Origin of the sequence: Actinoplanes sp. NPDC089786 (assembly GCF_040684855.1) — a bacterium.
In the GTDB taxonomy this organism is placed as follows: Bacteria; Actinomycetota; Actinomycetes; order Mycobacteriales; family Micromonosporaceae; genus Actinoplanes.
Map to the genome: position 1 here is coordinate 286,263 of NZ_JBFBGU010000007.1, position 24,355 is coordinate 310,617.

The window sequence follows — 24,355 nt, forward strand, 5'->3', positions numbered from 1 at the left end:
TGTTAGGCGTCGTGCCCGGCCGGCCGGCACACCGGTTGGGCCGCGACGCTATTGAGCGTCTCTCATGACCAGCATTTCCGACAATTTCCTCGTCGTGGCCCAGCTGCGAATGGTCATCGACCTGTAGAGCGGTGAGGTGATGATCGAGCTGAGCCGGCTCTTGGTGCGCTGAGCGCTGAGGCGCTGCGAATAGACGACGCCATTACCCGGCCACACCCGGTCGACGCCGTCGCGCGGATTGAACACCGGCATCACCTCGGCGACGTCGACACCCATCAGGAAGATCGCGTCGCTGTGGAACTTGTCCGGCTGATCACCGAAGCCTTCCGGCCGGTCGTCCACCACCGACTGCAATTGCTGTCGCGAGAGCACCAGAACCTTGATGATCTCGCTGTCAAGAAGAAAGTGTCCGGGCAGCGCCGTTTCGATGCGGGACGCTATCTCGTCAGCATCCTGATCCGACGCCAGAATGGCGTTCCCACTGGCGATGTAGGTCGAGACATCGGCGAACCCGAGCCCTTCGAGGAACTTCTTCAGGCTCGCCATCGGAACCTTGTTCTTTCCCCCTACATTGATGCCGCGAAAGAGAACGAGGAAAGTCTTCACCCGATGATGATACCCGTTACCGATAGTGCGCCGCGCGACCGAGCGGCGGTACTGAATCGGTTACACGCCGCACACTCGTCAACTTCAAACCCGTCCGCGCGGGCGGGGTCAACGTTCTTGAAGCTTCTTCCATTCCTCCCACTGCTTGCGGTAGGCATCACGGGCGAGCTCGCCGCTATCGGTTCTGGCCTTGTCGAACAGGTCCCGGAAGACGAGCGCGAAGGCCTTGTCGAACCCGCCAGGCTTGAACGACAGGCCGTCCGGGGTTTTGACCAGAAACGGACGGATGGTTTTCTGAATGGCAGCGTTGTACACCAGCCCGGCCTCCTCGGCCCGACGGGCCGTGGTGAGAACGGTCGTCGTCTCAGCCTCGATCACCTTGCGTGCCCAGGCCGTGCCGTCCTTGACCGTTGTCCTCGACTTAGCCGCTTCCCTCAAAAGGTCTACGTTCTCCGCGTTGGCCGTCTCGTAGATCACTCGTATGACCGCGTCGGACTGGGAGACGTCGCTCGCGATGAAAATCTGCCTGAGCGCGATGTTGGTTACCGACTGCCCGGGATTTCCCGCGTGATAGGTGAATCCCTCTCGTTTGACGCGGGCGATCGCCGCCGCGATCGACGGTGACTTCGACGCGGCCTCTACGACCGCTTTGTCTACGTCGTTGCTGGGCTTCGGTGCAGGCGGTTGCGGGCTCGGTGGTGTTGGCGCCGGTGGTTGCCGCGCAGGTTGCTGGTCGATGGTCACGGGCTCCGCCACGGGCCCTGTCCCGGGATCGGCTACGGACAACCCGCTATCCTCGTCGCCGCGCCGGACGTCCGGGCTGGACGGCAGTTCGGGCAGATCGTCGGCCACCGGCTTCGGTCTGGCCGGAAGGAGGCCGTCGAGCGCCGACAGCGTCCGGGCGCCCGCCTCCCATCCGCCGGGTGCGATGCCCTTCCTCTGCTGGAAATCGCGCACCGCACGGGTCGTTGCGGGACCCCAGACGCCATCGAACCCGTCGAAATCTCCCGTCGAGTGCGTCGGCGGAGAACCAGTCGCGGCGAGCCCCTGCTGCATCATCGCTACATCTGATCTGGCATCCGCCGCCGTCAATGGCGGTGCGTTGTCATGCGCACTCGCCATGCGGGGCTCGCCACCCAGCAACTCGCTCTCCAAGGCGGGATGGCGCTGCACGGTCGCCCCGTGCAGGAGTTGTGTGACTGCCCGGTTGCCGGCCGCGCGCTGCAAGGCCCACATACCCAGCGCGGCCGAGCCGGAGCGCCGAGCGGCTCGGGCACAAGGCGCTTGTTCGGCCGACGAACCCTGCTCCTTGGACGGCCTCCCCAGGCTCATCGTGTCATGCTCGCAATCAGCGCTATCGAAGGCAGCGCCTCTTCGGGCAGCAACGAGGGTAACCTTGCGTTCCCGACCGACCGTATCGGCAGTCGAAGCGGGCCGCCGCCGAAACTCGATCGGTCAAATATACCGGCCGGCCTCACGGGGCTCGAGGCAAGAGCATTGCGGACCGTCCGTGTCGCGAACCTTTACGGTGATCGGTATGCAAGGGCTCAACGACACAATGGCATGATCACTGGGATTGTCATTTTTCCAGGACACATTGATCATTGAGCCCTTTCCACCTTGACGAGGGCGCGGGCGGTCGGGCTTTTTCTGGCCGGTCACGTGCGTGATGATGTTGGGCGTGGTTGCGGAGATTCGTCTGGCGGAGGCGTTGGTCGTGGTGGACGTCCAGGTGGCGTTCGTCTGCGGGGCTGGCGCCGTGCCCGCGGCAGCACCTCTGACGGAGGCCATCGTGGGGTTGGTGACGAAGGCGCGGGCGGTCGGGGCGGTTGTCGTTCACCTGCAGAACGATGGGCCGGCCGGGGAGGTGGACGAGCCGGGCACGCCGGGGTGGGAGCTGTACCTTCCGGTCCACGAGGGCGCCGACGAGGTGGTCATCGGCAAGACCGGCGATGACGGTTTTGACGACACCGACCTCGGCGGACTGCTCCACCGTCGTGGCGTGCGCAGGCTGGCGATCTGTGGGGTCATGTCAGAGATGTGTGTCAGCGCGACGGCCCGGGCTGCTCTGCGGCTCGGATTTGGTGTGGTGCTGCCACACGACGCGCATGCGACCTACGACATCCCGGCGGCCCCCGACATCAGTGACGTCGTCCCCGCGGCGGTCGCGTCGCGGGTCGCGGAGTGGGCACTCGGCGACGGTATCGACATCGTGGCGCGTGCTGCGGCGGTCGACTTTGTCGCTCCTGATACCTCTCCTGGTGAGGGTCGCCGGGTGGGCGACGCCGACCTGCTAACGTCCGCCAGGACCGCTTGCAAGTTGCAATCGCTTGGGAGGTTTGCGATGTCGGACACCACGTGCCACATGTCGATCTCGCTGGACGGCTTCGCCGCCGGGCCGGATCAGAGCCGCGACAACCCGCTGGGCAAGCGCGGCCGGGAGGTGCACAGCTGGCACATCGGCGACCCGCGGGCCAATGACGCCGACAAGATCGCCGCCGAGTGGCTCATGCGCCCGCGCGGGGCCTACGTGATGGGCCGGAACATGTACGGGCCGATCCGCGGGGACTGGGATGAGGAATGGACCGGGTGGTGGGGCGCCGAACCGCCGTATCACGCCCCGGTGTTCGTGTTGACCCACTACGAACATGACCCGATCGAGATGGAGGGCGGGACGACCTTCCATTTCGTCACCGCGGGCTTCGACGCGGCCTACGCCGCGGCGCGCGAGGTCGCGGGCGACAAGGGCGTGGACATCGCCGGTGGGGCCTCGACGGTTCGGCAGGCCCTGATCGCGGGCGTGATCGACGAGCTCACCCTCGACATCGCGCCGGTGCTGCTCGGGTCGGGCGAGCGCATCTTCGACGGGGTCGAGTCGTTCGGCTTCGAACCGGTCGAGGTGCTTCACTCGCCGCTGACCACCCACATCCGCTACCGCCGGGCCGGCTGACCGTCCTACGTCGGATTCCGCACCGGGTTTGCGAGAATCGGCCGGTGAGGCGGTCGCGGGCGGCGGGAGTGGTGGCCGCGGTGGCCGGGCTCGGGGTGGCCACCGGGGCGCTGGCGCCGTTCCGGGACCAGGTGTCGCTGCCGGTTGTCGTGCTGCTGTTCCTCGTGCCGGTGCTGGGCGGGGCGGCGTTCGGCGGGTTGTGGCCGGCGCTGGGCGCCGCGGTGGCCGCGGAGCTGCTGGTCAACTGGTTCTTCGTGCCGCCGTACCGGACGCTGGCCGTGCAGGGCGGCGACAACCTGGTCGCGCTGGCCGTGTATCTGCTGGTGGCGGTGGCCGCGGGGCTGGCCGTGGACGCCACGGCGGCACGGGCCGCGGAGGCCGCGCGGCTGGCCGAGACCGATCGGTTGCGGTCGGCGCTGCTCGGGGCGGTGGGTCATGATCTGCGTACGCCGCTGGCCGGCCTCAAGGCCTCGGTGAGCAGTCTGCGGCAGCCCGACGTCGAGTTCAGCGCCGAGGATCGGGCCGAGCTGCTGGCAACGGTCGAGGAGTCGGCCGACCGGCTGACCGCGGTCATCGACAACCTGCTGGCCGTGAGCCGCCTCCAGGCCGGCGCCCTGGCCGTCGACCTGCGCCCGGTCGCCCTGGACTGGGTGGTGGCCGAGGTCGTGCTGCACGTCGGCGGGGACGTGCTGGTCGACGTACCCGACGATCTGCCGGAGGCCCTCGCCGACGCCGGCCTGCTGGAGCGCGTGCTGGTCAATCTGCTGGCCAACGCGCAGGCCGCGGGCGGGCCGGTGACCATCCGCGGGTGGACGGGCGGGGTGAACGTCAACCTGGCCGTGGAGGATCATGGGCCGGGCATCGCCCCGGAGCGGCTGGCGGAGGCGTTCGCGCCGTTCCAGCGGCTCGACGACCACACCGGCGGCGGGCTCGGCCTCGGGCTGGCCATCGCCCGCGGCTTCACCGAGGCGCAGGGCGGCACCCTGACCGCGACCCCGACCGAAGGCGGCGGCCTGACCATGAGAATCAGCCTGAGGGCGGCGCGGGCCGAGATAAGAGCGGCCGGAGAGGCGGCGGACGGCGGTGGCTGACGGCCGGATCCTCGTGGTCGACGACGACGACCAACTGCGGCGGGCGTTGCGGATCAACCTGAACGCCCGCGGCTATCAGGTGGCGACGGCGGCGGACGGGCGTACCGCGCTCGAAACCGCCTCCACATCGCCGCCCGACCTGGTCATCGTGGATCTCGGGCTGCCCGACCTGGACGGCGTCGAGGTGGTGCGCGGCCTGCGCGGCTGGACCACGACGCCGATCATCGTGCTCTCCGCGCGGGACGCCCAGGCGGTGAAGGTGGCCGCCCTCGACGCGGGCGCCGACGACTACGTGACCAAGCCGTTCGGGATGGACGAACTTCTGGCTCGGGTACGCGCGGCGATGCGCCGGGCCGCCCCCGAGCCGGGCGCCGCCGTCGTGACGACGCCCGACTTCACCATCGACCTCAGCGCCAAGCGGCTGACCCGGGCCGGCGAGGACGAGGTCCGGCTCACGCCGACCGAGTGGCACATGCTCGAGGTGCTGGTGCGTCACCCGGACAAGCTGATCACCCAGAAGGACCTGCTCCGCGAGGTGTGGGGCCCGCGCTACGAGCACGAGACCAACTACCTGCGCGTACACCTGGCGAACCTTCGCCGCAAACTCGAGCCGGAGCCGTCCCGCCCGCGCTACCTGATCACCGAGCCGGGCGTCGGCTACCGCTTCACACCGTGACGACGAGCTTGCCGGCCACCCGGTTGTGCTCCATGTCGTCGTGCGCCTCGGCGATCCGGTCCATCGGATAGACCTTGGCCACCGGCACCCGCAGCCCGGCGTCCAGGAACTCCTGCAGCGCCGCGGCCGGCAGGTTCGCGGCCTCGCCCCCGTAGCCGGTCAGGCGCACCCCGGCGGGCAGGTATCCGATCGGATAGAACTCCGGCACGATCCACTCGTCGGAGAGCAGACCCGAGAAACACACCGTCCCGTGTACGCGCACCGCGCGCAACGTGTCCGGCAGGGTCGGCGTGCCGACCAGTTCGATCGCCCCGTCGACCCCGTCCGGGAAGATCTCGCGCACCTGATCGGCCACGTTCCCGTCGTCGATCAGCACGTGGTCGACGTTCTCCAGCGCGCTCTTCTTGGCCGGGTTGCGGGTGGTGGCCAGCACGGTCAGGCCCCAGTGTTTCGCGAGCACGGCCGCGGTCATGCCGACCGACGACGTGCCGCCCCGGATGAGTACCGACTGCCCGCGCCGCGCGTCCAGCCCGACGGTCAGCGACCCGTACGCGGTCTGCAGCGTCTCCGGGATCGCGCCCAGCTCGGCCGGCTCGCGGTCGCTGCGGAACGGGATCACCTGCCCGGCCGGCACCAGCGTGTACTCCGCGTACCCGCCGTCGAAGGCCCGGCCCATCCCGCCCATCATCGTCATCACCGGCTGCCCCTCGGCGAACTCGCCGCCCGGCGCGGCCGCCACCACCCCGGTCGCCTCGATCCCCGGCACGCGCGGGAACGTGGCGTTCTCGGCCAGGCCGAGCCGCAGATGGAGCTCGGACCGGTTGAGCCCGAACGCGCTGACCTTGATCAGCACCTCGCCCGGTTCCGGCTCGGGGATCGGCAGCCGCCGCTCGACCAGCGCCGACGGCGGGCCGGGCGCGTCCAGCACGATGGCCCGCATGGTGTCGTTCATCTCGGGTTCCTTTCGATGAGCACGCTTCGCAGAGTGGCCAGCGAGCCGGCGAAATCGTCCAGCGGTACGCCCTCGAGCAGCCGGTTCAGCTCCTCGCCGAGCGCCTCCTCGGCCGCGGCGACCAGGTCCCGGCCGGCCGGCGTGATCTCGATGAGCGAGGAACGCCGATCGCCCGGCTTGGCGACCCGCACGCAGTGCCCGGCCGCCTCGATCCGGTCGACCAGCTTGCTGATCCCACCCACCGTGACCGCCATCGTCCCGGCGATGTCCTGCACCCGGACGCCCTGGCCGCCGGCGATCACCCGCATCACCTGGAACCGCCCCACGGGCAGCCCGAAGCGCTCCTTCAGCCGCCGATCGACCGCGTCCCACAGCTCGATCTCCACCCTGACCACGTCATCGAACAACGCCGCCAGCCGAGATGTATTCCACGGAATCATTCTGCGATCGTAGGCGGCCGGTTCTCGTACGGGGTGGACAGCACCACCGTGGTGCGGGTCGTGACGTTGGCCGCCGTGCGGATCTGTTGCAGCAGACGCTCCAGGTCGGCCGGACCGGCCACCCGCACCAGCAGCAGGTAGAAGTCTTCACCGGCCACCGAGTAGCAGGAGTCGATCTCGGAGAGATGGGCCAGCCGCTCGGGGGCGTCGTCGGGCTGGGAGGGGTCGAACGGCCGGATCGCCACGAACGCGGTCAGCGGCAGCTCCAGCGCCTCGTACGACACCTTGGCCGTATAGCCGCTGATCACGCCCCGCTGCTCGAGGCGGCGGACCCGCTGGTGCACGGCCGAGACGCTCAGCCCGACCCGCTCGGCCAGGTCGGTGTACGACAATCGGCCGTCGGCGGTGAGGGCGCCCACGATCGCCCGGTCGATCTCTTCCACGGCGACACCCTAGTCGGGTCATCAAGCACGGCCTAGCGTTCGCCCTTGGCCAGCGCGCGGCTGATAACCAGCCGCTGGATCTGGTTGGTGCCCTCGACGATCTGGAGCATCTTCGCCTCCCGGAACCACCGCTCCACCGGGTGGTCACGCACGTAACCCGCGCCACCCAGGACCTGCACGGCCTCGGTGGTCACCCGCATCGCGACGTCGGAGGCGAACAGCTTGGCCTTCGCCGCCTCGATGCGGAACGGGCGGCCGAGGTCCTTGAGCCGGGCGGCGTGCAGCAGCAGCGCCCGGGCCGCGGACACCTGCGTCGCCAGGTCGGCCAGGAGGAACCCGATGCCCTGGAAGTCGCCGATGGGCCGGCCGAACTGCACCCGTTCGCGTGAGTACGCCAGGGCGTAGTCGAGCGCGGCCTGGGCCAGGCCGACCGAGCACGCCGCGATGCCGAGGCGACCGGCGTCCAGGGCCTGCATGGCGATGGTGAACCCGGCCCCCTCGTTACCGACTAGTCGGTCGGTAGGCACCCGGCAGTCGTCGAAGACGATCTGGGCCGGGGCGGACGAGCGCAGGCCCATGGTCCGCTCGGCCTCCTGCGGCACGAGACCGGGCGTGCCCCGGTCGGCCAGCAGGCACGAGATGCCGGTGGCGCCGGGCCCGCCCGTACGGCAGAAGATGTTGTAGAAGTCGGCCTGGCGGGCGTGCGTGATCCAGGCCTTGGTGCCGTTGACCACCCAGTCGTCACCGTCGCGGACGGCCTTGGTGGTCAGCGACGCGGCGTCCGAGCCGCCGGCCGGTTCGGAGAGGCAGTACGCGCCCAGCAGGTCGCCGCCGAGCAGGTCGGGCAACATCTTGCGCTGGCGTTCGGAGCCGAACTGGGCGACCGGGAAGCACGACAGCGTGTGCACGCTGACCGCCTCGGCCACGGCCAGCCAGCGCCCGGCCAGGACCTCGAGCACCTGCACGTAGACCTCGTACGGCTGACCCGAGCCGCCGTCGTCCTCGGCGTAGGGCAGCCCGAGGAGGCCGGACCGCCCGAGGGTCAGCATCACCTCCCGGGGGAATTCGCCCCGCTCCTCGAAGTCAGCGGCCCGGGGCGTGAGCTCCCCGTCGGCGATCTCCTCGGCGAGTCCCAGCAGCTGGTACGCGTCGTCCGTCGGCAGCACCCGCTCCACCATGGCCCTAGCTTAACGCTCGTTTGGTTTTTGTGGGGGTGCCCTGTTCCACATTCGCCACCTGGTGAAGCGCCTCGAAAGTGAATTGAGACAGGGCATAGGCTCACCGCATGTCTGAACCTCGACAGCCGCTCCTCGCCGTGGACGCGCCGAGCCTCTACTTCCGTGCGTTCCACGGGATTCCCGAGAAGGCCGCCCAGACCAAGGCCGGCGAGCCGGTGAACGCCGTCCGGGGATTCATGGACATGATCTCCCAGCTGATCCGCACCCGGCGCCCCGACCGCCTGGTCTGCGCCCTGGACGCGTCGTGGCGGCCGGCCTGGCGGGTCGAGCTGGTGCCGTCGTACAAGAAGCACCGGGTCGCCCACGGCGACGTCGAGGTGGTGCCGCCGTCGCTCGAGAAGCAGATCCCGATCCTCCTCGAGGTGCTCGCCGCGGTCGGCGTTCCCGCCTTCGGCGTCGACGGGTACGAGGCCGACGACGTGCTCGGGACGCTGGCCGCGACCCAGCCCGCCCCGGTCGAGGTGGTCTCCGGCGACCGCGACCTGTTCCAGCTGGTCGACGATGAGCGCGGCACCCGGCTGCTCTACTGCGGGCGGGGCGTGGCCAAGCTCGAGGACGCCGACGACGCCCTGGTCATGCAGAAGTACGGGGTGCCGGCCCGCTGGTACGCCGACTTCGCGGCGATGCGCGGCGATGCGAGCGACGGCCTGCCCGGCGTCCCGGGTGTCGGCGAGAAGACCGCCGCGCGCCTGGTCAACCGGTACGGCGGCGTCGACCAGATCCTGGCCGCCCTGGACGACCCGGACGCCGGCTTCGCCCCGGGCGTCCGTAACAAGCTCAAGGACGCGAAGGAGTACCTGGACCGGGCCCTGCCGGTGTGCAAGGTGGCCCTCGACGTGAAGCTGCCCGACTTCGACCCGGCCCTGCCCAAGGCGCCCAAGGACGAGGAGAAGCTGCTCGCGCTGGCCGAGCGGTGGAACCTGGCCGGCTCGGCCCGCCGGCTCGTGGACGCGCTGGCCGGCTGACCGGACGGACCCGGCCCGGCCCAGGGCTGGCATCGAGCGTCAGCCCGGCCGGCCCACCGGCTCAGGGGTGCGCTCGGGCGCCGGGTCACGGCGCGAGGCGACCACGTCGACGACCGCGGCGACCAGCGCCACCAGCACGAAGCCGATCGCTACGAGCAGGGCGGCCCGCAACGCCGGGATCCAGTCTCCGCGCGAGCTCGCCAGCTGGGCGAAGAAGACCGTCCCGGCCACGGCGATGCCCAGCGCGGTGCCGATCCGCTGCCCGGTCTGGAGGACCGCCCCGGCGCTGCCGGCCCGCCGCACCGGCACCTCGGCCAGGGTGAGCGTCTGGTTCGGGCTGATCACCAGGCCGCTGCCCACCCCGGCGACCAGCAACGGGACGGCGGCCGGCCAGACGCCGCCGCTGCCCGCGACCAGGCTCAGCACGAGCACCGTCGCGCCCAGGCCGCCGGCCACCATGACCAGCCCGGTCACGACCAGCGGGCGGCCCGACCGCGCCACGATCCGCCCGCCCAGCGCCGACGCCGCCGCCGCGCCCACCGCGAACGGCGTGACCGCCAGGCCGGACGCGAGCGCGCTGAACCGCAGCCCGTTCTGGAGGTAGAGCGTGTAGGTGAAGAAGATGACCGGGAAGCCGGCGAAGTAGAGCATGCCGATCAGGGCGCCCAGCGCGTACGACCGAACCCGGAACAGGCCCATCTCGATGACCGGCGTGTGGCTCCGGGCGTGGTGGCGCTCCCAGGCGTAGAACGCGGCCAGCACGGCCACCGAGGCCGGGATCAGCAGCCACTTGGCCGGGCCGTGCCACTCCCGTTCCTGCACCAGGGGCAACAGCAGCAACAGCACACCCAGGCCGAGCAGCAGGACGCCGATCGGGTCGAGCGACTCCCGTTTCGCCTTCGCCTCGGCCGGGCCGGGCAGGTAGCGCATGGCCAGCACGATGGCCGCGATGCCGATCGGGACGTTGATGTAGAAGATCCAGCGCCAGCCGCTCTCGGCGCCGAACAGGGCGATCAGCAGCCCGCCGAGCAGCGGGCCGACCGCCGTGCTGACGCCGATGGTGGCGCCGAGCAGACCGAACGGCTTGCCCCGCTCCTTCGGCTCGAACAGCTGCTGGATCAGGCCGGACACCTGCGGGTTGACCACGCCGGCGGCGGCGCCCTGGATCAGCCGGGCGACGACCAGGAACAGCGCGCTCCGAGCGAGGCCGGCGGCCGCGCTGGACAGCGTGAACAGCGCGACGCCGACGATGAACACGTTGCGCCGGCCGCGGGCGTCGCCGAACCGGCCGGCCGGCACCAGCAACAGCCCGAAGGTCAGCGCGTAGCCGGACAGCACCCACTGGAGATCCCCCGCGGACAGGTCGAGGTCGGCGCGGATGGAGGGCAGGGCGACGTTGACGATGCTCACGTCGAGCAGCGTCATGAAGCCCGCCACCAGCGCGACGGACATCGCCTTCCAGCGGTTGCGGTCGGTCATCACCGCGGACTGCCCCTGGCCGGGCCGCGGCAAACTGCGAGCGCCGTCACGGCAGCCGATAGGGCCGCACGTCGGAGAGAACAAGCAGCGCGGCGCCGACGAGGAATCGCACGCGATGAATCTAGTCTCGCGGTATGACAAGTTTCGTCGTGGTGGGCGCGGCCTGGCGGGCCGAGATGTTCTGGCGGATCGCCGCCGAGATTCCGGGACTGGAGTGCCTGGGCGCGGTCGTGCGCTCGCCGCGCGACCTGGCCGTGCCGGCGCTGACCTCGCTGGACGACGGGCCGCGGCCGGACTTCGTGGTCACCGCGGTGCCGTGGGACGTCAACCCCTCGGTGGTCCGCGCGGCGGTCGAGCGTGGCCTGCCGGTGCTGGCCGAGACCCCGCCCGCCCCGGACGCCGACGGCCTGCGCTCGCTCTGGGCCGACGTCGGCGCGTCCGGCCTGGTCCAGGTGGCCGAGCAGTACCTGATGGTCCCGGCCCACGCGGCCCGCCTGGCCGCCGTCCGGGCCGGGGTGATCGGCACGCCCACGCAGGTGCAGGTGTCGTCGACGCACATGTACCACGCGATCTCGATGATGCGGGGATTCATGGAGATCGGGTACGGGCCGGTCACCGTCCGGGCCACGCGCACCACCGCGCCGCTGGTCGACCCGCTGACCCGGGACGGCTGGACCGGCGACGACGAGCCCAAGCCGGCCACCACCACGTTCGGCGTGCTCGACTTCGGCGACGGGCGTTCCGGCCTGTACGACTTCACCGACAACCAGTGGCACAACCAGTTGCGGTTCCGGCGGCTGCTGGTCCGCGGCACGCACGGCGAGCTGCGCGACGACGAGGTGGTCCGGCTGCTCGGCCCGGAGACCATCGCGCGGACGCCCATCGTCCGCCGGCAGACCGGTTACGACCTCGACCTCGATGGCTACAACACCGACCACCTGACGTTCGGTGACCGGGTGCTGTTCCGGAACCCGTTCCCCGGGCCGCGGTTCAACGACGAGGAGATCGCGATCGCCACGCTGCTGACCCGGATGGCGGACTGGGTGCGCGGCGAGGGCTCCCCTCCGTACCCGCTGGCCTCGGGTCTGCAGGATCATCTTCTGGCGCTGGCGGTCGAGGAGGCGGCCGACACAGACCGGACAGTGGTGACGTCGCGGGAGGCGTGGGCTCAGGAATGGGCGGCGCCATCCGATCTTCCCGATGACGGGGTGATCGCCGGATCGGAGTGACGGATGCGGGCGCGTGTGGCGCAGTGGTGCTTCGTCGCCTGGATCGTGCTCCTGTCCGCGATCTACTACGCCTGGCCGGGCAGCCACGTGTACGCCTGGAGCGCGATCGGCCTGTCCAGCACGGCGGCGATCGTGGCCGGCGCCGTTCTGCACCGGCCACGCCGCCGGCTGCCCTGGGCGCTGATCGCCGCCTCGGTCGCCTGCTTCGCGGCCGGCGACTCGATCTACTACGTCCAGGCGCTGAGCGGCACACCATCGTTTCCCGGGCCGGCCGACATCCTCTACCTGGTCGTCTACGTGCTGCTCGCCGCCGGGCTGCTCATCTTCGTACGCGTACAGGCCGGCGCCGGCAGCAACCGCGCCGCCCTGCTCGACGCCCTGGTCCCCACCGTCGGCCTGGGCCTGCTGTCCTGGGTCTACCTGATCGCGCCGTACACCCGCGCCACCGACCTGTCGCTGCTGGAGAAGGTCGTCTCGGTCGGCTACCCGCTCGGCGACGTGCTCTCGCTGGCCATCCTGCTGCGCCTGCTGGTGGCGCCGGGCCGCAGCCCACAGTCGCTGACCGTGCTCGCCGCCGGCATCGTCGGCCTGCTCGCCTCGGACGTCGTCTACGGGCTGGCCCGGCTGGACACCGCCTGGGCCACCGGCAGCCCGGTCGAGATCGGCTGGATCCTCTACTACCTGTTCCTCGGTCTGGCCGGCCTGCACCCGTCGATGACCCAGCTGGGCAACCAGCGCGAGGCGCACGCCGAGGCCGGGCCGGGCAGCCGCCGGCTCGCCATCATGACCGTCGCCGCGCTGATCGCCCCGGTGGTGCTCTACATCGAGTACCTGCAGAACGAGATCGACGACGCTCCGGTGATCGCGGCCGCGGCCGCGCTGATGTTCCTGCTCGTGCTCTCCCGGGTCGGCGGGCTGATCACCGCGCAACGGCAGGCCGCGGCCCGGGAGCGGGGGCTGCGGGAGGCGAGCGCGACGCTGTTCTCGGCCGCCACGTTCGACGATGTGCAGGGCGCGCTGCGGGAGGCCACCGGCAAGCTGATGCCGCCGGCCAAGCCGTACGAGCTGTTCATCACCGAGCGCGAGCTGGGCGACGAGCGCTGGGAGCCCGGGTTCGGGCTGGTCCCGGCGGTCGAGGTGCCGCCGGACGTGCCCACCAACGGCTACGACACGGTGCTGTACGGCGTGGTCCCGCTGCCCGGCACGCCACCCCGGCTCGGCGTCGCCGCGCTGGGCGCCCCGCTCGGCGTGCTGCACTCGGTCCGCCCGTCCTTCGAGGCGCTGTTCCAGCAGGTGGCGGTGGTTCTCGAACGCATCCGGCTGACCAGCGAGGTGCACCAGCGGGACAGCGAGGCCTATTTCCGTACGCTCATCCAGAGCGCCTCCGACGTCATCCTGATCATCGGCGACGACGACACCATCACGTACGCGAGCCCGTCCGCCGCCACCACCTTGGGCCGCACCGAGCTGACCGGGCAGCCGCTCACCGCGATCATCGCCGACACCCACCGGCACGAGCTGACCGACCTGCTGGACCAGGTCCGGGTCGGGCGCGGCGCCACGCTGGACGGCGCCGACCTGACCGCGGTGTGCGCCGACCGCCGCCTGCTCCAGGTCGAGTGCGACGCCCGCGACCTGAGTGACGACCGCACGGTCAAGGGCGTGGTGCTCACCCTGCGGGACGTCACCGAGCGCCGCCGGCTCGAGAACGACCTGGCCCATCAGGCGTTCCACGACGAGCTCACCGGCCTGGCCAACCGGGTGCTGTTCCGCAACCGGCTGGAGCACGCGTTCACGCTGGCCGAGCGGGACGGCGCGGCGATCGGCGTGCTGTTCGTCGACATGGACGACTTCAAGGAGGTCAACGACACGCTCGGGCACGCCGTCGGCGACCAGTTGCTGGTCACCGTGGCCAAGCGGATCGCGTCGGCGGTCGGGGCCGGCAACACGGCGGCGCGGATGGGCGGCGACGAGTTCGCCATCCTCATCGAGCAGAGCGACGACCCGGGCGCGGCCGAGGACATGGCGGCCCGGATCGTGGCCGCGCTGAGCGTGCCGGTCGACCTGAGCGACGGCCTGGGCGGCATGTACGTGGTCAGCGCGGCGTCCAGCGTCGGGGTGGCGGTCAGCCGGGACGCGAAGAACGCGACCGAGCTGCTGCGGCACGCGGACATGGCGTTGTACCTGGCCAAGGGCGCGGGCAAGGGCACCTGGCAGCCGTACCGCAGCGACCTGCACTCGGCGATGAAGGAACGGCTGGAGATGCGCACCGCGCTGCACGACGCGGTCGACTCCGAGCAGTTCGTGATCCAGTACCAGCCGATCGTCGAGCTGAGCGGCCGCGCCCTGGCCGGGGTGGAGGCGCTGGTCCGCTGGCAGCATCCGGCCCGCGGGCTGCTCGCGCCGCAGCACTTCATCGAGCTGGCCGAGGAGAACGGCGCGATCACCGGGATCGGCGCCTGGGTGATGCGCGAGTCGCTGCGCCAGGTTGTGGCCTGGGGCCGGTCCGGGGAGGCGCCCGGCTACGTGAGCGTAAACGTGTCGGCCCGGCAGTTCCGGTCGGCCGGGTTCGTCGGCCAGGTGCGCGAGGCGCTGGCCCAGACCGGCGCGCGGCCCGGGCAGCTGCTGCTGGAGATCACCGAGAGCCTGGTGCTGCGCGACGTCGAGCAGGTCTGGGAAGACTTGCGAGAGCTTCGATCGCTGGGCGTACGCATCGCGATCGACGACTTCGGCACCGGTTACTCGTCGCTGAGCTACCTGCGCCAGATGCCGGTCGACGTGCTGAAGATCGACAAATCGTTCATCGACGACATCCTCGGCAGCGGCCAGCAGCGGGCGCTGGTCAACGCGATCGTCACGCTGGCCCGCAACCTCGACCTGACCGTGGTCGCCGAGGGCATCGAGGAGCCGGCCCAGCACGAGCTGCTGGAGCGCATGGGCTGCCCGTACGGCCAGGGCTATCTCTTCGCGAGGCCGGTCTGGCCGGACGTGGTCACCGGGTGGATCCGCTCCAGCCCCGCCGTCTTCCCGGTGTAGAACGTCGCGGCCGGACGCTGATCAGCGCCCGGCCGCCCGGCCGTTCCCGTCCTGATCAGACGGTCGGTTCGATCCACACGTTGCGGTAGCGGACCTTGTTGCCGTGGTCCTGCAGGCGGATCGCGCCCGTCGAGGGACCCTCGGCGATGTTGCCGCCGGTGCCGCGCGGCAGTTCGACGTTGTCCTGCACCTTGACGCCGTTCCAGATCACCGTGATCCGGGCGTTCTCGGTCTTGACGCCGGCCGCGTCGTAGCGGGCCGCCCGGTACGTGACGTCGTACGTCTGCCACGTCTCCGGCGCGGTCGCCGCGTTCACGTCCGGCGCCTTGATCGTGTACATGGCGCCGGCCTCGTTGTTGTCGAGCGTCGTGTCGCCGTACGAGTCGAGGATCTGAAGCTCGTACCGCTCCTGCTGGTAGACGCCGCTGTTGCCACGGTTCTGGCCGGTGACGTCCGGGGGCAGCAGCGGGACCTTGAACTCGACGTGCAGCTTGTAGTCGCCGAACGCCTCCTTGGTGCGCAGGTCACCGCAGCAGACCTCGACCGCGTTGCCCTCGACCGACGGCCACTCGGGGAACCGGCCGTCGGTGTGCTGCCAGTCGGCCAGGCCGGTGCCGTTGATCAGGTTGATCCGCTCGCCCGGCTTGCGGATGCTGATCGCGTCCAGGTTGACGTGTCCGGTGTCCTCCGCGTCGACCCGGTAGCTGATCGTGTTGATACCCCGCTTCAGCGTCAGCTTCTCGGTCGCCTGCGCCCAGTCATCCCACGTCACCGTGGTCGGCAGGGACACCTGACGGACCTTGCGGTTGTTCACGTAGACGCTGACCGTCTTGGTGCCGCTGAACGGGTTGGGACCGTTCGAGTAGCGCAGGCCGACCGCGTACTCGCCGGCCTCCTTGACCTTGACGTGGGTCGTGACCTTGGCGTTCATGGTGCCGAAGCCGGCCACGAACCCGACGCCGGTGAAGCCGCGGTGGTCGGTGGCGAAGGTGGCGCCGCCACCCGGCTCGCCCGCCTCGAGGTCGTAGAAGACCTCCTGCTCGGGGGTCACGCCCGGGATCTCGTTGAGCGTGTACCAGGCCTCGGTGCTCCACAGGGTCTCGCCACCGCGGGCCGCGAACGGCCGCGGCGAGCGCAGGTGCACGACCCGGTCGCGCTTGAGTCCGGCGATGTCGAGCTTGACGGTCTTGCGGTCCTTGGAGACCGACACGCCGGTCACGTTCAGCGTCTCCTGGTCGACCTTCGGGCCGCCGTACTGGGCGCTGGCGACGTACCGCCACTGGTCGACCTTGTACGCGGTCGCCAGCTTCTCGATCGTCTCGTCGGACAGCGGCTTGGTGTACTCGATCTTGAAGCCGGTGCCGGTGGCGCTCATCGTCTTCATGTCGAACACGTTCGTACCGTTGGGGGTGAGCTTCTGGAGCCCGAACTTGAGCTTGCCGTCCTGGCCCCAGTTGCCGGTGTCCCCGATGCCGCCGACGTAGATGTCACCGTCCGGGCCGAGCGACACCTCGTTGATGCCGGCCTCGAGGCCCTGGGTGTGCCGGAACAGGGCGCCCTGCTCCTGGCCGCGCACCGTCTCCAGGGCGGCCCGCTGGAGGCCGCCGTAGGTGACGTCGCCGATCACGAACTGACCGCGGTACGGCCCGGACTTGAGCAGCACCGGGGTGCTCGGCGAGTTGGCGATCTCGTTCTGCGGCATCCACAGCACCGGCCGGGTCACCGGGTTGCCGTCGAACTGCCCGTCCGGGTTGGTGTAGTGGTTGTAGAAGTCGCCCTGCTGGATCTTGACCAGCTTCGAGGACGGGAGCCAGCCACCCTGGTTGTCCGTCACGTACACGTCGTTGCCCTGGCCGAAACCGATGCCGTTCGGCGTACGCAGCCCGCCCGCGACCGTGGTGACCTTGCCGGTCTTGCGGTTGATGACGAGGCTCACGCCCCGGCCGGGCGAACCCTGCGGGTCGGTCGTGGCGCCGCCCAGGTTGATCGACACCGACAGGTTGAGGTAGAAGTTGCCGCCCTTGTAGAGCAGGCCGAACGCGAACTCGTGGAAGTTACCGTCGTACGGGAAGGTCGCGACCGTCCGCTTCGCGTCCAGCACCTCGTCGCCGTCGGTGTCCTTCAGCTCGGTGAGCTCATGCTTCTGCGACACGTAGGTCAGGCCGTCGACGTACGCGATGCCCATCGGCTCCTTGAGACCACCGGCGAGCCTCGTGTACGTGACCTGCTCGGGCGAGGTCGCCCCGGTCACGTGGTCGAGCAGGTAGACCTCACCGGCGTTCTTGTCCGAACCGCCCCAGGTGGAGATCAGCAGCTTGCCGTCCGGGCGCCAGGCCATGCCCGACACGGTCGGCTCGAAGCCCGGCGGACGCAGGTTGGTCAGCGTGTAACCGGGGTTCACGTCGGTCAGCGGGAGGCCGTCACCCGGGGAGTCGGCGCCGGTGGTGCACTCCTTGCGACCCGGCGCGGTGACCCGGACCGTCTCGGCGTCGGTGCTGAGCACCGTGTTGGGCACCAGGGCGAACTCGCTCGCGCCGGGCGGCTGCCAGGCCAGCGTGAGCTGCTGGCCGCCGCTGCGCTCGAAGTGCTCGATCCGCAGCCCGTGCACACCCGCGGTGAGCTGGACGGAGCCGTCCTTGGGCTCGGCGCCGTGCAGGCCGTCGTGGTCGATCACGACCTTGTCGTCGACGTACAGCTTGGAGCCGTCGTCGCTGGTCAGCCGGAACGCGTACGAGCCGTCGGACGGGACCGTGAGGTTCGCGATGACGTGGGTGAGGAAGTTGTCCTCGAAGCCGAACTGTTCCGCGGTGGTCCAGTCGATGCTCTGCATGAGCTTGTCCACGTTGGGCGTCTGGCCCTGCTTGAGCTCGCAGATGGTGTTCAACGGCCCGATGTCGTACGTACGCATCGTGACGCCTGGCTCTTGCGGCGGTATCTCGTCGGCGGCGTACGCCGGCGTGGCGATCGCCAGCGACCCCACAAGGGCCGTGACGAGCAGTGGACGGATCATCGGCGCTCCCCGGGTGTTACACGAGAGATTCGGATTGATGAACATGTTGGTCCACTACCGACGCCACGTCCATATCTTTCGCCGTATATAAAAGAACTTTTCTCTCGCGCGCCGAAAGTCCCTCGGAGGGATATGCGAGCTTCGCGATTAATGCATGGGTGGTCCCGCTGGTTAACCTGTCGCGGTGTCAGCTCTCACCCGGCGGCGGATCGGCTCGGTCGAGATCCTCGCGATAACTGGCCGTCCTGCTGTCGATCTGCACTTCGCGGCGGCCGTGCTGGCCGCCCTGCGCGTCGGGGCGGTGCTCCTGTGAACCGCCAGGCCCAGGCCGTCATCCTGCTCCTCTTCGGCGGCGCGATCGCCAAGGCCGGCGTCACGGACCTGTCGCTGCGCTACGTGAAGGAGGGCCTGCGCCCGTTCCTGGTGGTCGCCGGCCTGCTCCTGGTCACGGCCGCGATCATGACCCTCTGGTACGACCTCCGCCCGCCCCGCCGCGCCACCGGCTCCTCTCCGGCCGCCGGCTCCTCTCCGGCCGCCGTGGTCGAGGACGGCGGGCATGACGACCACGGCCACGCCCACCACGAGCCGCGAGTCGGATGGCTGCTCATTCTTCCGGTGCTGGGCCTGCTCCTGGTGTCGCCACCCGCCCTCGGCGCGGACGCCGCCGAACGCTCCGGCAGCGTCCTGAGCGTGGCACCTTCCGACGCCGTCTATCCCGCCCTGCCGCCCGGCGACCCCGTGCCGGTGAGCCTCCTCGACTACGCCTCACGCGCCGTCTTCGACGACGGCAGAACCCTTCGGAGCCGCACGGTACGGCTGACCGGCTTCATCACCCCCGGCCCCGACGGCGCCCCGATGCTCACCCGGATGGTCCTCTCCTGCTGCGCCGCCGACGGCCGCCCGATCAAGGTGGCGCTCGCCGGCAACCTGCCGTCCGGCCTGGCCCCCGACACCTGGGTGGAAACCGACGGCACGTGGATCAACCGCACCGCCGCCGACGAGATCAACCAGGCCGCCGTCCCCTACCTGGAGGTCCGTACCTGGAAGCAGATCCCCGCACCAAGGCAGCAGTACGAGTGACCGAGCCACGCAACCGCGTCGCCTTGATCGGCCTGGCCGCCGCTCTGGCCGCCGCGGCGTTCCTGATCCTTCTGCCCCAGCGGGAAGACCCCGCGCCCACGACGCCGGCCGTGTCGCGGGCGCAGCGGGCCCAGTTCGCCGGGAACCTCGCCGACGGGCCGATCTTCACCCCTGGGCTCTTCCTCGACGCGCGCAGTGCCATCGGCACCTCGCCCAGCCCGGCGGGTGATCAACTCCGGCTCGTGGCGCGGGCGGCGGACGGGTCCTTCGCCGAGTTGCGGCGCCGGCCGTTCGCGGACATCCCGGTGTTCGACTCGTTCACCACGGACGGCACGACGATCGCCTGGGTGGAGTCCTCGACCTCGCAGGGTGACGACGGCCGGGTGGCCACCGAAATCTGGGCGGCTGACATCGGCACCACCAAAGCGCGGCGGCTCACCGCCGACACCGGAAACTTCGTCGGCTACGGCTCGGCCTACGACCTGGTCATCGCCGACGGCGCCGTGCACTGGGCCGCCGCGGCGGCCGGCACAACAACGACGGCCACAGCAACGCCCGGCGGAACGCCAAGCGCCAGAGAAACGCCCGGCGCGGCGACGGATGTGGAGCCCGTCGAGCGCACCGAGATCCGCTCGGTCCCGCTCGCCGGCGGCAAGGTGACTGTGACGGTGCAGGATGGGGTGTGGGCGCTGTCCGCCTGGCCGTGGCTGGTTGACGGCGCCGGGGATCAGACCGGGGCTACCACCCTGCGCAATCCGGTGACCAGCCGGGATGTCGAGGTTCGAATCAGCGGCGCCGAGCTGGCGACCTGCGTCCCGGCCTGGTGCCGCGTGATGGTGGTGGCGGCGGGCGGGCTGGCGCGGATCGACGTGATGCGGCCGGACGGCAGTGACCGGCGCCAGATCGCGGGGCCGGAGGCTACCGCGGCGCTCACCGACGCGGCCCTGCTGGACCGGTTCGAGGTGCTCGGGCGGCCCCGGCCCGACTCGGATCTCACCGGGACGGAGGCTCTGGTGGTCCATGACCTCGCCGACGGTACGACCACCGAGCTGGCCGCCGACGCCGGCACCGCGCACGCCCGCAACGGCGTGGTCTGGTGGTCTACGGGAGATCAGGACACCACCGTCTGGCACACGATCGACCTGCGCACCGCCTGAGGACCTCTGCTGCGCTCCAAGGTCAACGGCGCCCGCCCTGAGCGGAAGCCAAGCGCAGGCGGATCAGCGGCAGGAACACGTCGTCCACGATCTCGACGATGCTCTCGTCGGACAGGGGCTTCATGGTCAGCATCGCCTCGCCGCGGAGCAGGTCGAAGGGCAGCTCGCGGATCCGGCGTGGCAGGTCGGCGGGGGCCTCGCCCCGGGACGCCGCGCGGGCGAGGACCTCGTCGAGGACCTGCGGGCGGTCGCCGATCAGGTGTCGGCGTAGTTCGGCCGGGGTGACGCCGGTGTCCTCGTAGAACGAGCCGACCTGCGCGCCGATCACGGCCATGGCGCTCAGCCGGACGGAGTTCGTGAAGCGGAGCAGGGTCAGCATGTCGTCGCGGAGGTTGCCGGTGTCGGGAGTGGGCGGCCGGGTGCGTTCGCCGAACCAGCGGATCGTCGCCAGGAGCAGGTCGGCGCGGGTGGGCCAGCGCCGGTAGAGGACGGGCCGGCTGGTGCCCGCCCGTTCGGCGACGGCCTCGATGGTGAACCGGGCGTACCCGGACTCCTGCAGCTGCTCGGCCGCGGCCGACAGGATCGCCTCCTCGAGGGCGGCGCCGCGGCGACGAGATTTAAGACTCACTTGCGTACCTTATCAGCCGGGGTTACGGTCTTAAGAAACACGGACGTATCTTATGAAGCCCTGGGGGACCCCATCATGCCCACCGCACTCGTGTCCGGCGCGAGCATCGCCGGACCAGCCGTCGCCTACTGGCTGCACCAGGCCGGATGGGAGGTCACGCTCGTCGAGCGGGCGACCCGCATCCGCGGCGGCGGCTATCCGATCGACGTCCGCGGGTCGGCGGCCGAGGTCGCCCGGCGGATGGGCATCTACGACGCGATCAGCGCCGCCCGCACCCGCCACCAGACCGCCCGGATCCTCGCGCCGAGCGGGCGCCCGATCGCCTCCTTCGCGCTCGGCGACCTGATCGCCGGGGTCAGCACCGAGGACGTCGAACTGCCCCGCGGCGAGCTGACGCGCATCCTCTACGACCTGACCAGGAACGACATCGAGTACGTCTTCGACAACTCCGTGGCGGCCATCGACGAGCATCCCGACCGGGTCGACGTGAGCTTCGTGACCGGGCCGCCGCGCACCTTCGACGTGGTGATCGGCGCCGACGGCATCCACTCGACGACCCGCCGGCTCGCGTTCGGTCCCGAGGAGCGGTTCATCCGGCACCTCGGGCCATGCGCGGCCATCTACGACATCGACGAGCCGATCGGCGAGGCGGGCGTCGGCTACATGTACAGCCGCCCCGGCAACACGATGATGGTCGGGCGCGGCGAGACCGGTCCCGCCCGGGCCTTCCTCGCCTTCGAGGTTCAAGACCCAGGTTCGGTTGATGTACGCGACCCCGCCGCCGCCGCGCGACTGGCCGAGCAGGTGTACGGCGACGCGCGCTGGCCCCTGGCCGCCCGGGTCGTGCGGGCGCTGCCCGAGGCCGGCGACCTGTACTTCGACACCGTCAGCCAGGTCCGGATGCCGTCCTGGAGCACCGGTCGCGTGGCGGTGGTCGGCGACGCGGCGTTCGCGCCGTCGTTCCTCTCGGGGCAGGGCACGAGCATCGCGCTGATCGGCGCGTACATGCTGGCGGCGGAGCTGGCTACCGCCCCCGATGGCCCGGCCGGCGCGCTCCGGGCGTACGAGAACCGCTTGAGGCCCTTTGTCGAGCGCAACCAGGCACTCGCCCTGCGCCCGCACTCCAGCGTCCTGCCCCGCACGGCCCGGGCCCTGCGGCGGCGCAACCTGAAGTTCCGCGTCGCGCCCTGGCTCCAGCGCCTCGGCCTGCTCAAGCTGCTGGCCAGCGCGCCGGTCCGGGACGCCTCGAACGACATCGAGCTGCCCGCGGTCAGCTCCCGATCGGGCCTCCGTCCAGGCGCCAGGTGACCACCACGGCCGGCTTGGCGAAGTCGCCGTCCGGCCAGGTGGACGCCGGGTTGTCGAGCGTGGCCCCGGTGATCTCGCCGGGGTGCTGGACGGCCACGAAGACCGAGCGTTCGTCCTCGACGATGAACGGGCCGCACGTCTCGGCGCCCGGCGGCACGGTCAGGAACTGCTTCAGGTGGCCGCGCTCGGCGCCCTCCAGCGGCGTCGCGAAGAGGCCGTCGTTGCTGCCCAGCGCGTTGCCGTCGGTCGAGATCCAGAGGTTGCCGGTCGAGTCGAAGGCCACGTTGTCGGGGCACGAGATCGGTGACACCTTCGACTTGTCGTACCCGGCGAAGTAGGTCGAGGGGTCGGCCGGGTCGCCGCACACGATCGGCAGCGCCCAGGTGAAGGTCTCGCCGGTGTGGTCGCCGCCGTCCTCGGTGATCTCGAAGATGTGGCCGTGCTTGTTCTCGCGCCGCGGGTTGGCCTCGTCCACGCCGGGGTTCGAGCCGACGCCGCGGTTGCTGTTGTTGGTCATCGCGGCGTAGATCTTGCCGCTGTGCAGGCTCGGCTGGACGTCCTCAGGCCGGTCCATCTTGGTCGCACCGACGGCGTCGCCGGCCAGCCGGGCATAGATCAGCACCTCCTGCGCGCTCATCCCGGCGACGTGCGAGCCGCTGGGCGAGGCCAGCTTGATCCATCGGCCGGTCCCGTCGAACAGGCCGTCGGACGGGAGCCGGCCCGAGCCGTCGATCTCGGCCGGCGGGCTGTCCCCGGTTACCTTGGCGACGTAGAGCGTGCCCGATTCCAGCAGCGTCTTGTTGTGGGCCCGATCCCCGGGCCGATACTTGGCCGAGCTGACGAACTTGTACAGGTAGTCGAAGCGCTCGTCGTCGCCCATGTACGCGACCACGTGACCCGACCCGGCCACGATCACGTTGGCGCCCTCGTGCTTGAGGCGGCCCATCGCGGTGTGTTTGCGGGGCGTCGAGTTCGGCTCGTACGGGTCGATCTCGACGATCCACCCGAACCGGTGCGCCTCGTTCGGGTGCTTGGCCAGGTCGAACCGCTCCTGCGCGCGCTCCCAGCGCCGGGAGCCGCTCGGGTACCGCGCGGTCGTGGTGATCCCGTAGCGGGCCATGGTCGGCTTGAGCGCGGCCGGCACCGCGTCACCGCCGACGAAGTACTGGTTGAAGTTCTCCTCACCGGAGAGCACCGTGCCCCACGGCGTCACGCCGCCCGAACAGTTGTTCAGGGTGCCGATGGCGATCACGCCGCGCGGGTCGGCCGCCGTCCGGAGCAGCGGCGACCCGGCCGCCGGGCCGTCGAAGCGGAACGGCGTCTCGAGCATGGTGTAGCGGCGGTTGTACCGGCGGCGCCCCTCGGTCACCGCCCGCCACTCGCCGGTCCGGGCGACGCGCTCGAGCTCGACCACCGACATCCCGTGCGCGGCCATCGCCACCCGCACCTGCTCGACGGTCAGCGCCTCCTGCGAGGTGAAGCCGGGGAACATCAGCTCCTCGTTGGTGTACTCGTGGTTGGACACGAGCAGCGCGCGGTTCCGGCTGATCGGCAGCACCGCGAGGAAGTCGTTGTTGAAGCCGAACTGCTTGAGCTGCCGGGCCGCGGTCTGGTGGTGCACGTCGAGCGCGGGCGCGCCGGGCAGGATCGGGTCGCCCCAGCGGATCACGACGGCGTGGTCGTAGCCGTTGGGCACGATCACGGTGTCGATCTCGTTCGGCGGGATCGGCTTGAACGTGAGATCTCCGGCGCTCGTCCCGACCGCCGCGGCCGCCGCGGCCGGCTCGGCTGCCGCGGCCGCCTCGGGAAGCGCCACTCCCGTGCTGAGCACAACCGCGCCGGCCGCACCGGCCCGCAGCAGGCCGCGCCGGGAAATCACATCACCGAGGTACGGGTTGTCCGAGGTGTTGGCCACGGGATGATCACACGCGTTGCCGCACCGGTAGAGGCAGGTCATCGGGTCGCGGCCGGGAGAGCCGAGCAGTGGGAGGAGCCGTCGATCAGCCATGGGCCGACGTTAATGCCCCGTTCACTTCTTGGATACCTCCCGGCCGCATCGCATCAGTT

General features: G+C 70.5%; 20 protein-coding genes. 10 read left to right on the plus strand and 10 right to left on the minus strand.

Annotated elements, in window-relative coordinates:
- Positions 1-48: 48 nt before the first annotated feature.
- Both AB0O15_RS23280 and AB0O15_RS23285 read right to left on the minus strand, forming a co-directional pair.
- Complete coding sequence (locus AB0O15_RS23280) at positions 49-606, minus strand: DUF1697 domain-containing protein (RefSeq protein WP_364322055.1); 558 nt, start codon at positions 604-606, stop codon at positions 49-51.
- A gap of 108 nt (positions 607-714) precedes the next feature.
- Positions 715-1,938, minus strand: a complete 1,224-nt coding sequence (locus tag AB0O15_RS23285; protein WP_364322057.1) for a peptidoglycan-binding domain-containing protein — start codon at positions 1,936-1,938, stop codon at positions 715-717.
- A gap of 349 nt (positions 1,939-2,287) precedes the next feature.
- On the opposite strand from AB0O15_RS23285, the gene AB0O15_RS23290 reads away from it, so the two are divergent.
- Genes AB0O15_RS23290 through AB0O15_RS23300 form a run of 3 tightly spaced genes read left to right on the plus strand, consistent with a single transcriptional unit; the run spans position 2,288 to position 5,323 of the window.
- Positions 2,288-3,556 carry an isochorismatase family protein gene (locus AB0O15_RS23290; RefSeq protein WP_364322059.1) on the plus strand — a complete coding sequence of 423 codons (1,269 nt, stop codon included), beginning with the start codon at positions 2,288-2,290 and terminating at the stop codon, positions 3,554-3,556.
- 44 nt (positions 3,557-3,600) lie between these two features.
- Positions 3,601-4,647: a DUF4118 domain-containing protein gene (locus tag AB0O15_RS23295; protein WP_364322061.1), complete on the plus strand. Its 1,047-nt coding sequence runs from the start codon at positions 3,601-3,603 to the stop codon at positions 4,645-4,647.
- Positions 4,640-5,323 carry a response regulator gene (locus AB0O15_RS23300; RefSeq protein ID WP_364322063.1) on the plus strand — a complete coding sequence of 228 codons (684 nt, stop codon included), beginning with the start codon at positions 4,640-4,642 and terminating at the stop codon, positions 5,321-5,323. The genes AB0O15_RS23295 and AB0O15_RS23300 overlap by 8 nt, the downstream gene beginning before the upstream one ends.
- On the opposite strand, the gene AB0O15_RS23305 is transcribed toward AB0O15_RS23300, so the two are convergent.
- The 4 genes from AB0O15_RS23305 to AB0O15_RS23320 are packed head-to-tail and all read right to left on the minus strand — an operon-like array spanning position 5,313 to position 8,336.
- Positions 5,313-6,275 carry a zinc-binding dehydrogenase gene (locus AB0O15_RS23305; protein WP_364322065.1) on the minus strand — a complete coding sequence of 321 codons (963 nt, stop codon included), beginning with the start codon at positions 6,273-6,275 and terminating at the stop codon, positions 5,313-5,315. The two genes, AB0O15_RS23300 and AB0O15_RS23305, sit on opposite strands and share 11 nt — an antisense overlap.
- A complete protein-coding gene (locus AB0O15_RS23310) occupies positions 6,272-6,715 on the minus strand; it encodes a MarR family winged helix-turn-helix transcriptional regulator (RefSeq protein WP_364322066.1) in 444 nt (147 codons plus the stop codon). Before AB0O15_RS23310 ends, AB0O15_RS23305 begins: the two co-directional genes overlap by 4 nt.
- On the minus strand, positions 6,712-7,158 hold the full coding sequence (locus tag AB0O15_RS23315) for an Lrp/AsnC family transcriptional regulator (RefSeq protein ID WP_364322068.1): 447 nt from the start codon (positions 7,156-7,158) through the stop codon (positions 6,712-6,714). The genes AB0O15_RS23310 and AB0O15_RS23315 overlap by 4 nt, the downstream gene beginning before the upstream one ends.
- Before the next feature lie 32 nt (positions 7,159-7,190).
- Positions 7,191-8,336, minus strand: a complete 1,146-nt coding sequence (locus AB0O15_RS23320) for an acyl-CoA dehydrogenase family protein (RefSeq protein ID WP_364322070.1) — start codon at positions 8,334-8,336, stop codon at positions 7,191-7,193.
- Positions 8,337-8,443: 107 nt separating this feature from the next.
- Here AB0O15_RS23320 and AB0O15_RS23325 point away from each other — a divergent pair, with 107 nt between their 5' ends.
- On the plus strand, positions 8,444-9,361 hold the full coding sequence (locus AB0O15_RS23325) for a 5'-3' exonuclease (RefSeq protein ID WP_364322072.1): 918 nt from the start codon (positions 8,444-8,446) through the stop codon (positions 9,359-9,361).
- Between the two features lie 39 nt (positions 9,362-9,400).
- Here AB0O15_RS23325 and AB0O15_RS23330 read toward each other — a convergent pair whose 3' ends face one another.
- On the minus strand, positions 9,401-10,840 hold the full coding sequence (locus tag AB0O15_RS23330; protein WP_364322074.1) for an MFS transporter: 1,440 nt from the start codon (positions 10,838-10,840) through the stop codon (positions 9,401-9,403).
- A gap of 134 nt (positions 10,841-10,974) precedes the next feature.
- Between AB0O15_RS23330 and AB0O15_RS23335 the strand changes: the two genes are divergently transcribed.
- Both AB0O15_RS23335 and AB0O15_RS23340 read left to right on the plus strand, forming a co-directional pair.
- Positions 10,975-12,069 carry a gfo/Idh/MocA family oxidoreductase gene (locus tag AB0O15_RS23335; protein ID WP_364322075.1) on the plus strand — a complete coding sequence of 365 codons (1,095 nt, stop codon included), beginning with the start codon at positions 10,975-10,977 and terminating at the stop codon, positions 12,067-12,069.
- 3 nt (positions 12,070-12,072) lie between these two features.
- Positions 12,073-15,105, plus strand: coding sequence for an EAL domain-containing protein (locus AB0O15_RS23340; RefSeq protein ID WP_364322077.1), 3,033 nt, complete (start codon positions 12,073-12,075; stop codon positions 15,103-15,105).
- Positions 15,106-15,160: 55 nt separating this feature from the next.
- On the opposite strand, the gene AB0O15_RS23345 is transcribed toward AB0O15_RS23340, so the two are convergent.
- Positions 15,161-18,115, minus strand: a complete 2,955-nt coding sequence (locus AB0O15_RS23345) for a family 16 glycoside hydrolase (RefSeq protein ID WP_364322079.1) — start codon at positions 18,113-18,115, stop codon at positions 15,161-15,163.
- Positions 18,116-18,299: 184 nt separating this feature from the next.
- Here AB0O15_RS23345 and AB0O15_RS23350 point away from each other — a divergent pair, with 184 nt between their 5' ends.
- From AB0O15_RS23350 to AB0O15_RS23360, 3 genes are read left to right on the plus strand one after another with little or no spacing between them, the layout of a single operon-like run.
- Positions 18,300-18,428, plus strand: a complete 129-nt coding sequence (locus AB0O15_RS23350; protein WP_364322080.1) for a hypothetical protein — start codon at positions 18,300-18,302, stop codon at positions 18,426-18,428.
- Positions 18,425-19,195 (plus strand): TIGR03943 family protein, encoded by a 771-nt coding sequence (locus AB0O15_RS23355; RefSeq protein ID WP_364322082.1) that lies wholly within the window; start codon positions 18,425-18,427, stop codon positions 19,193-19,195. Before AB0O15_RS23350 ends, AB0O15_RS23355 begins: the two co-directional genes overlap by 4 nt.
- On the plus strand, positions 19,192-20,352 hold the full coding sequence (locus AB0O15_RS23360; RefSeq protein WP_364322084.1) for a hypothetical protein: 1,161 nt from the start codon (positions 19,192-19,194) through the stop codon (positions 20,350-20,352). The genes AB0O15_RS23355 and AB0O15_RS23360 overlap by 4 nt, the downstream gene beginning before the upstream one ends.
- A 22-nt stretch (positions 20,353-20,374) precedes the next feature.
- Here AB0O15_RS23360 and AB0O15_RS23365 read toward each other — a convergent pair whose 3' ends face one another.
- A complete protein-coding gene (locus tag AB0O15_RS23365; protein ID WP_364322086.1) occupies positions 20,375-20,980 on the minus strand; it encodes a TetR/AcrR family transcriptional regulator in 606 nt (201 codons plus the stop codon).
- Between the two features lie 75 nt (positions 20,981-21,055).
- Between AB0O15_RS23365 and AB0O15_RS23370 the strand changes: the two genes are divergently transcribed.
- Positions 21,056-22,288 (plus strand): FAD-dependent monooxygenase, encoded by a 1,233-nt coding sequence (locus AB0O15_RS23370; RefSeq protein WP_364322088.1) that lies wholly within the window; start codon positions 21,056-21,058, stop codon positions 22,286-22,288.
- Here the strand turns inward: AB0O15_RS23370 and AB0O15_RS23375 are convergent.
- A complete protein-coding gene (locus AB0O15_RS23375) occupies positions 22,251-24,296 on the minus strand; it encodes a PhoX family phosphatase (protein WP_364322090.1) in 2,046 nt (681 codons plus the stop codon). The genes AB0O15_RS23370 and AB0O15_RS23375 overlap by 38 nt on opposite strands.
- Positions 24,297-24,355 lie beyond the last annotated feature (59 nt).

What these genes read in the sequence shown, in the direction of transcription:
- AB0O15_RS23340 (WP_364322077.1), top strand. Translation starts at nt 12,073, where the DNA reads ATGCGGGCGCGTGTGGCGCAGTGGTGCTTCGTCGCCTGGATCGTGCTC.
- AB0O15_RS23330 (WP_364322074.1), bottom strand. Translation starts at nt 10,840, where the DNA reads ATGACCGACCGCAACCGCTGGAAGGCGATGTCCGTCGCGCTGGTGGCG.
- AB0O15_RS23345 (WP_364322079.1), bottom strand. Translation starts at nt 18,115, where the DNA reads ATGATCCGTCCACTGCTCGTCACGGCCCTTGTGGGGTCGCTGGCGATC.
- AB0O15_RS23335 (WP_364322075.1), top strand. Translation starts at nt 10,975, where the DNA reads ATGACAAGTTTCGTCGTGGTGGGCGCGGCCTGGCGGGCCGAGATGTTC.
- AB0O15_RS23320 (WP_364322070.1), bottom strand. Translation starts at nt 8,336, where the DNA reads ATGGTGGAGCGGGTGCTGCCGACGGACGACGCGTACCAGCTGCTGGGA.
- AB0O15_RS23305 (WP_364322065.1), bottom strand. Translation starts at nt 6,275, where the DNA reads ATGAACGACACCATGCGGGCCATCGTGCTGGACGCGCCCGGCCCGCCG.
- AB0O15_RS23325 (WP_364322072.1), top strand. Translation starts at nt 8,444, where the DNA reads ATGTCTGAACCTCGACAGCCGCTCCTCGCCGTGGACGCGCCGAGCCTC.
- AB0O15_RS23375 (WP_364322090.1), bottom strand. Translation starts at nt 24,296, where the DNA reads ATGGCTGATCGACGGCTCCTCCCACTGCTCGGCTCTCCCGGCCGCGAC.
- AB0O15_RS23310 (WP_364322066.1), bottom strand. Translation starts at nt 6,715, where the DNA reads ATGATTCCGTGGAATACATCTCGGCTGGCGGCGTTGTTCGATGACGTG.
- AB0O15_RS23370 (WP_364322088.1), top strand. Translation starts at nt 21,056, where the DNA reads ATGCCCACCGCACTCGTGTCCGGCGCGAGCATCGCCGGACCAGCCGTC.
- AB0O15_RS23285 (WP_364322057.1), bottom strand. Translation starts at nt 1,938, where the DNA reads ATGAGCCTGGGGAGGCCGTCCAAGGAGCAGGGTTCGTCGGCCGAACAA.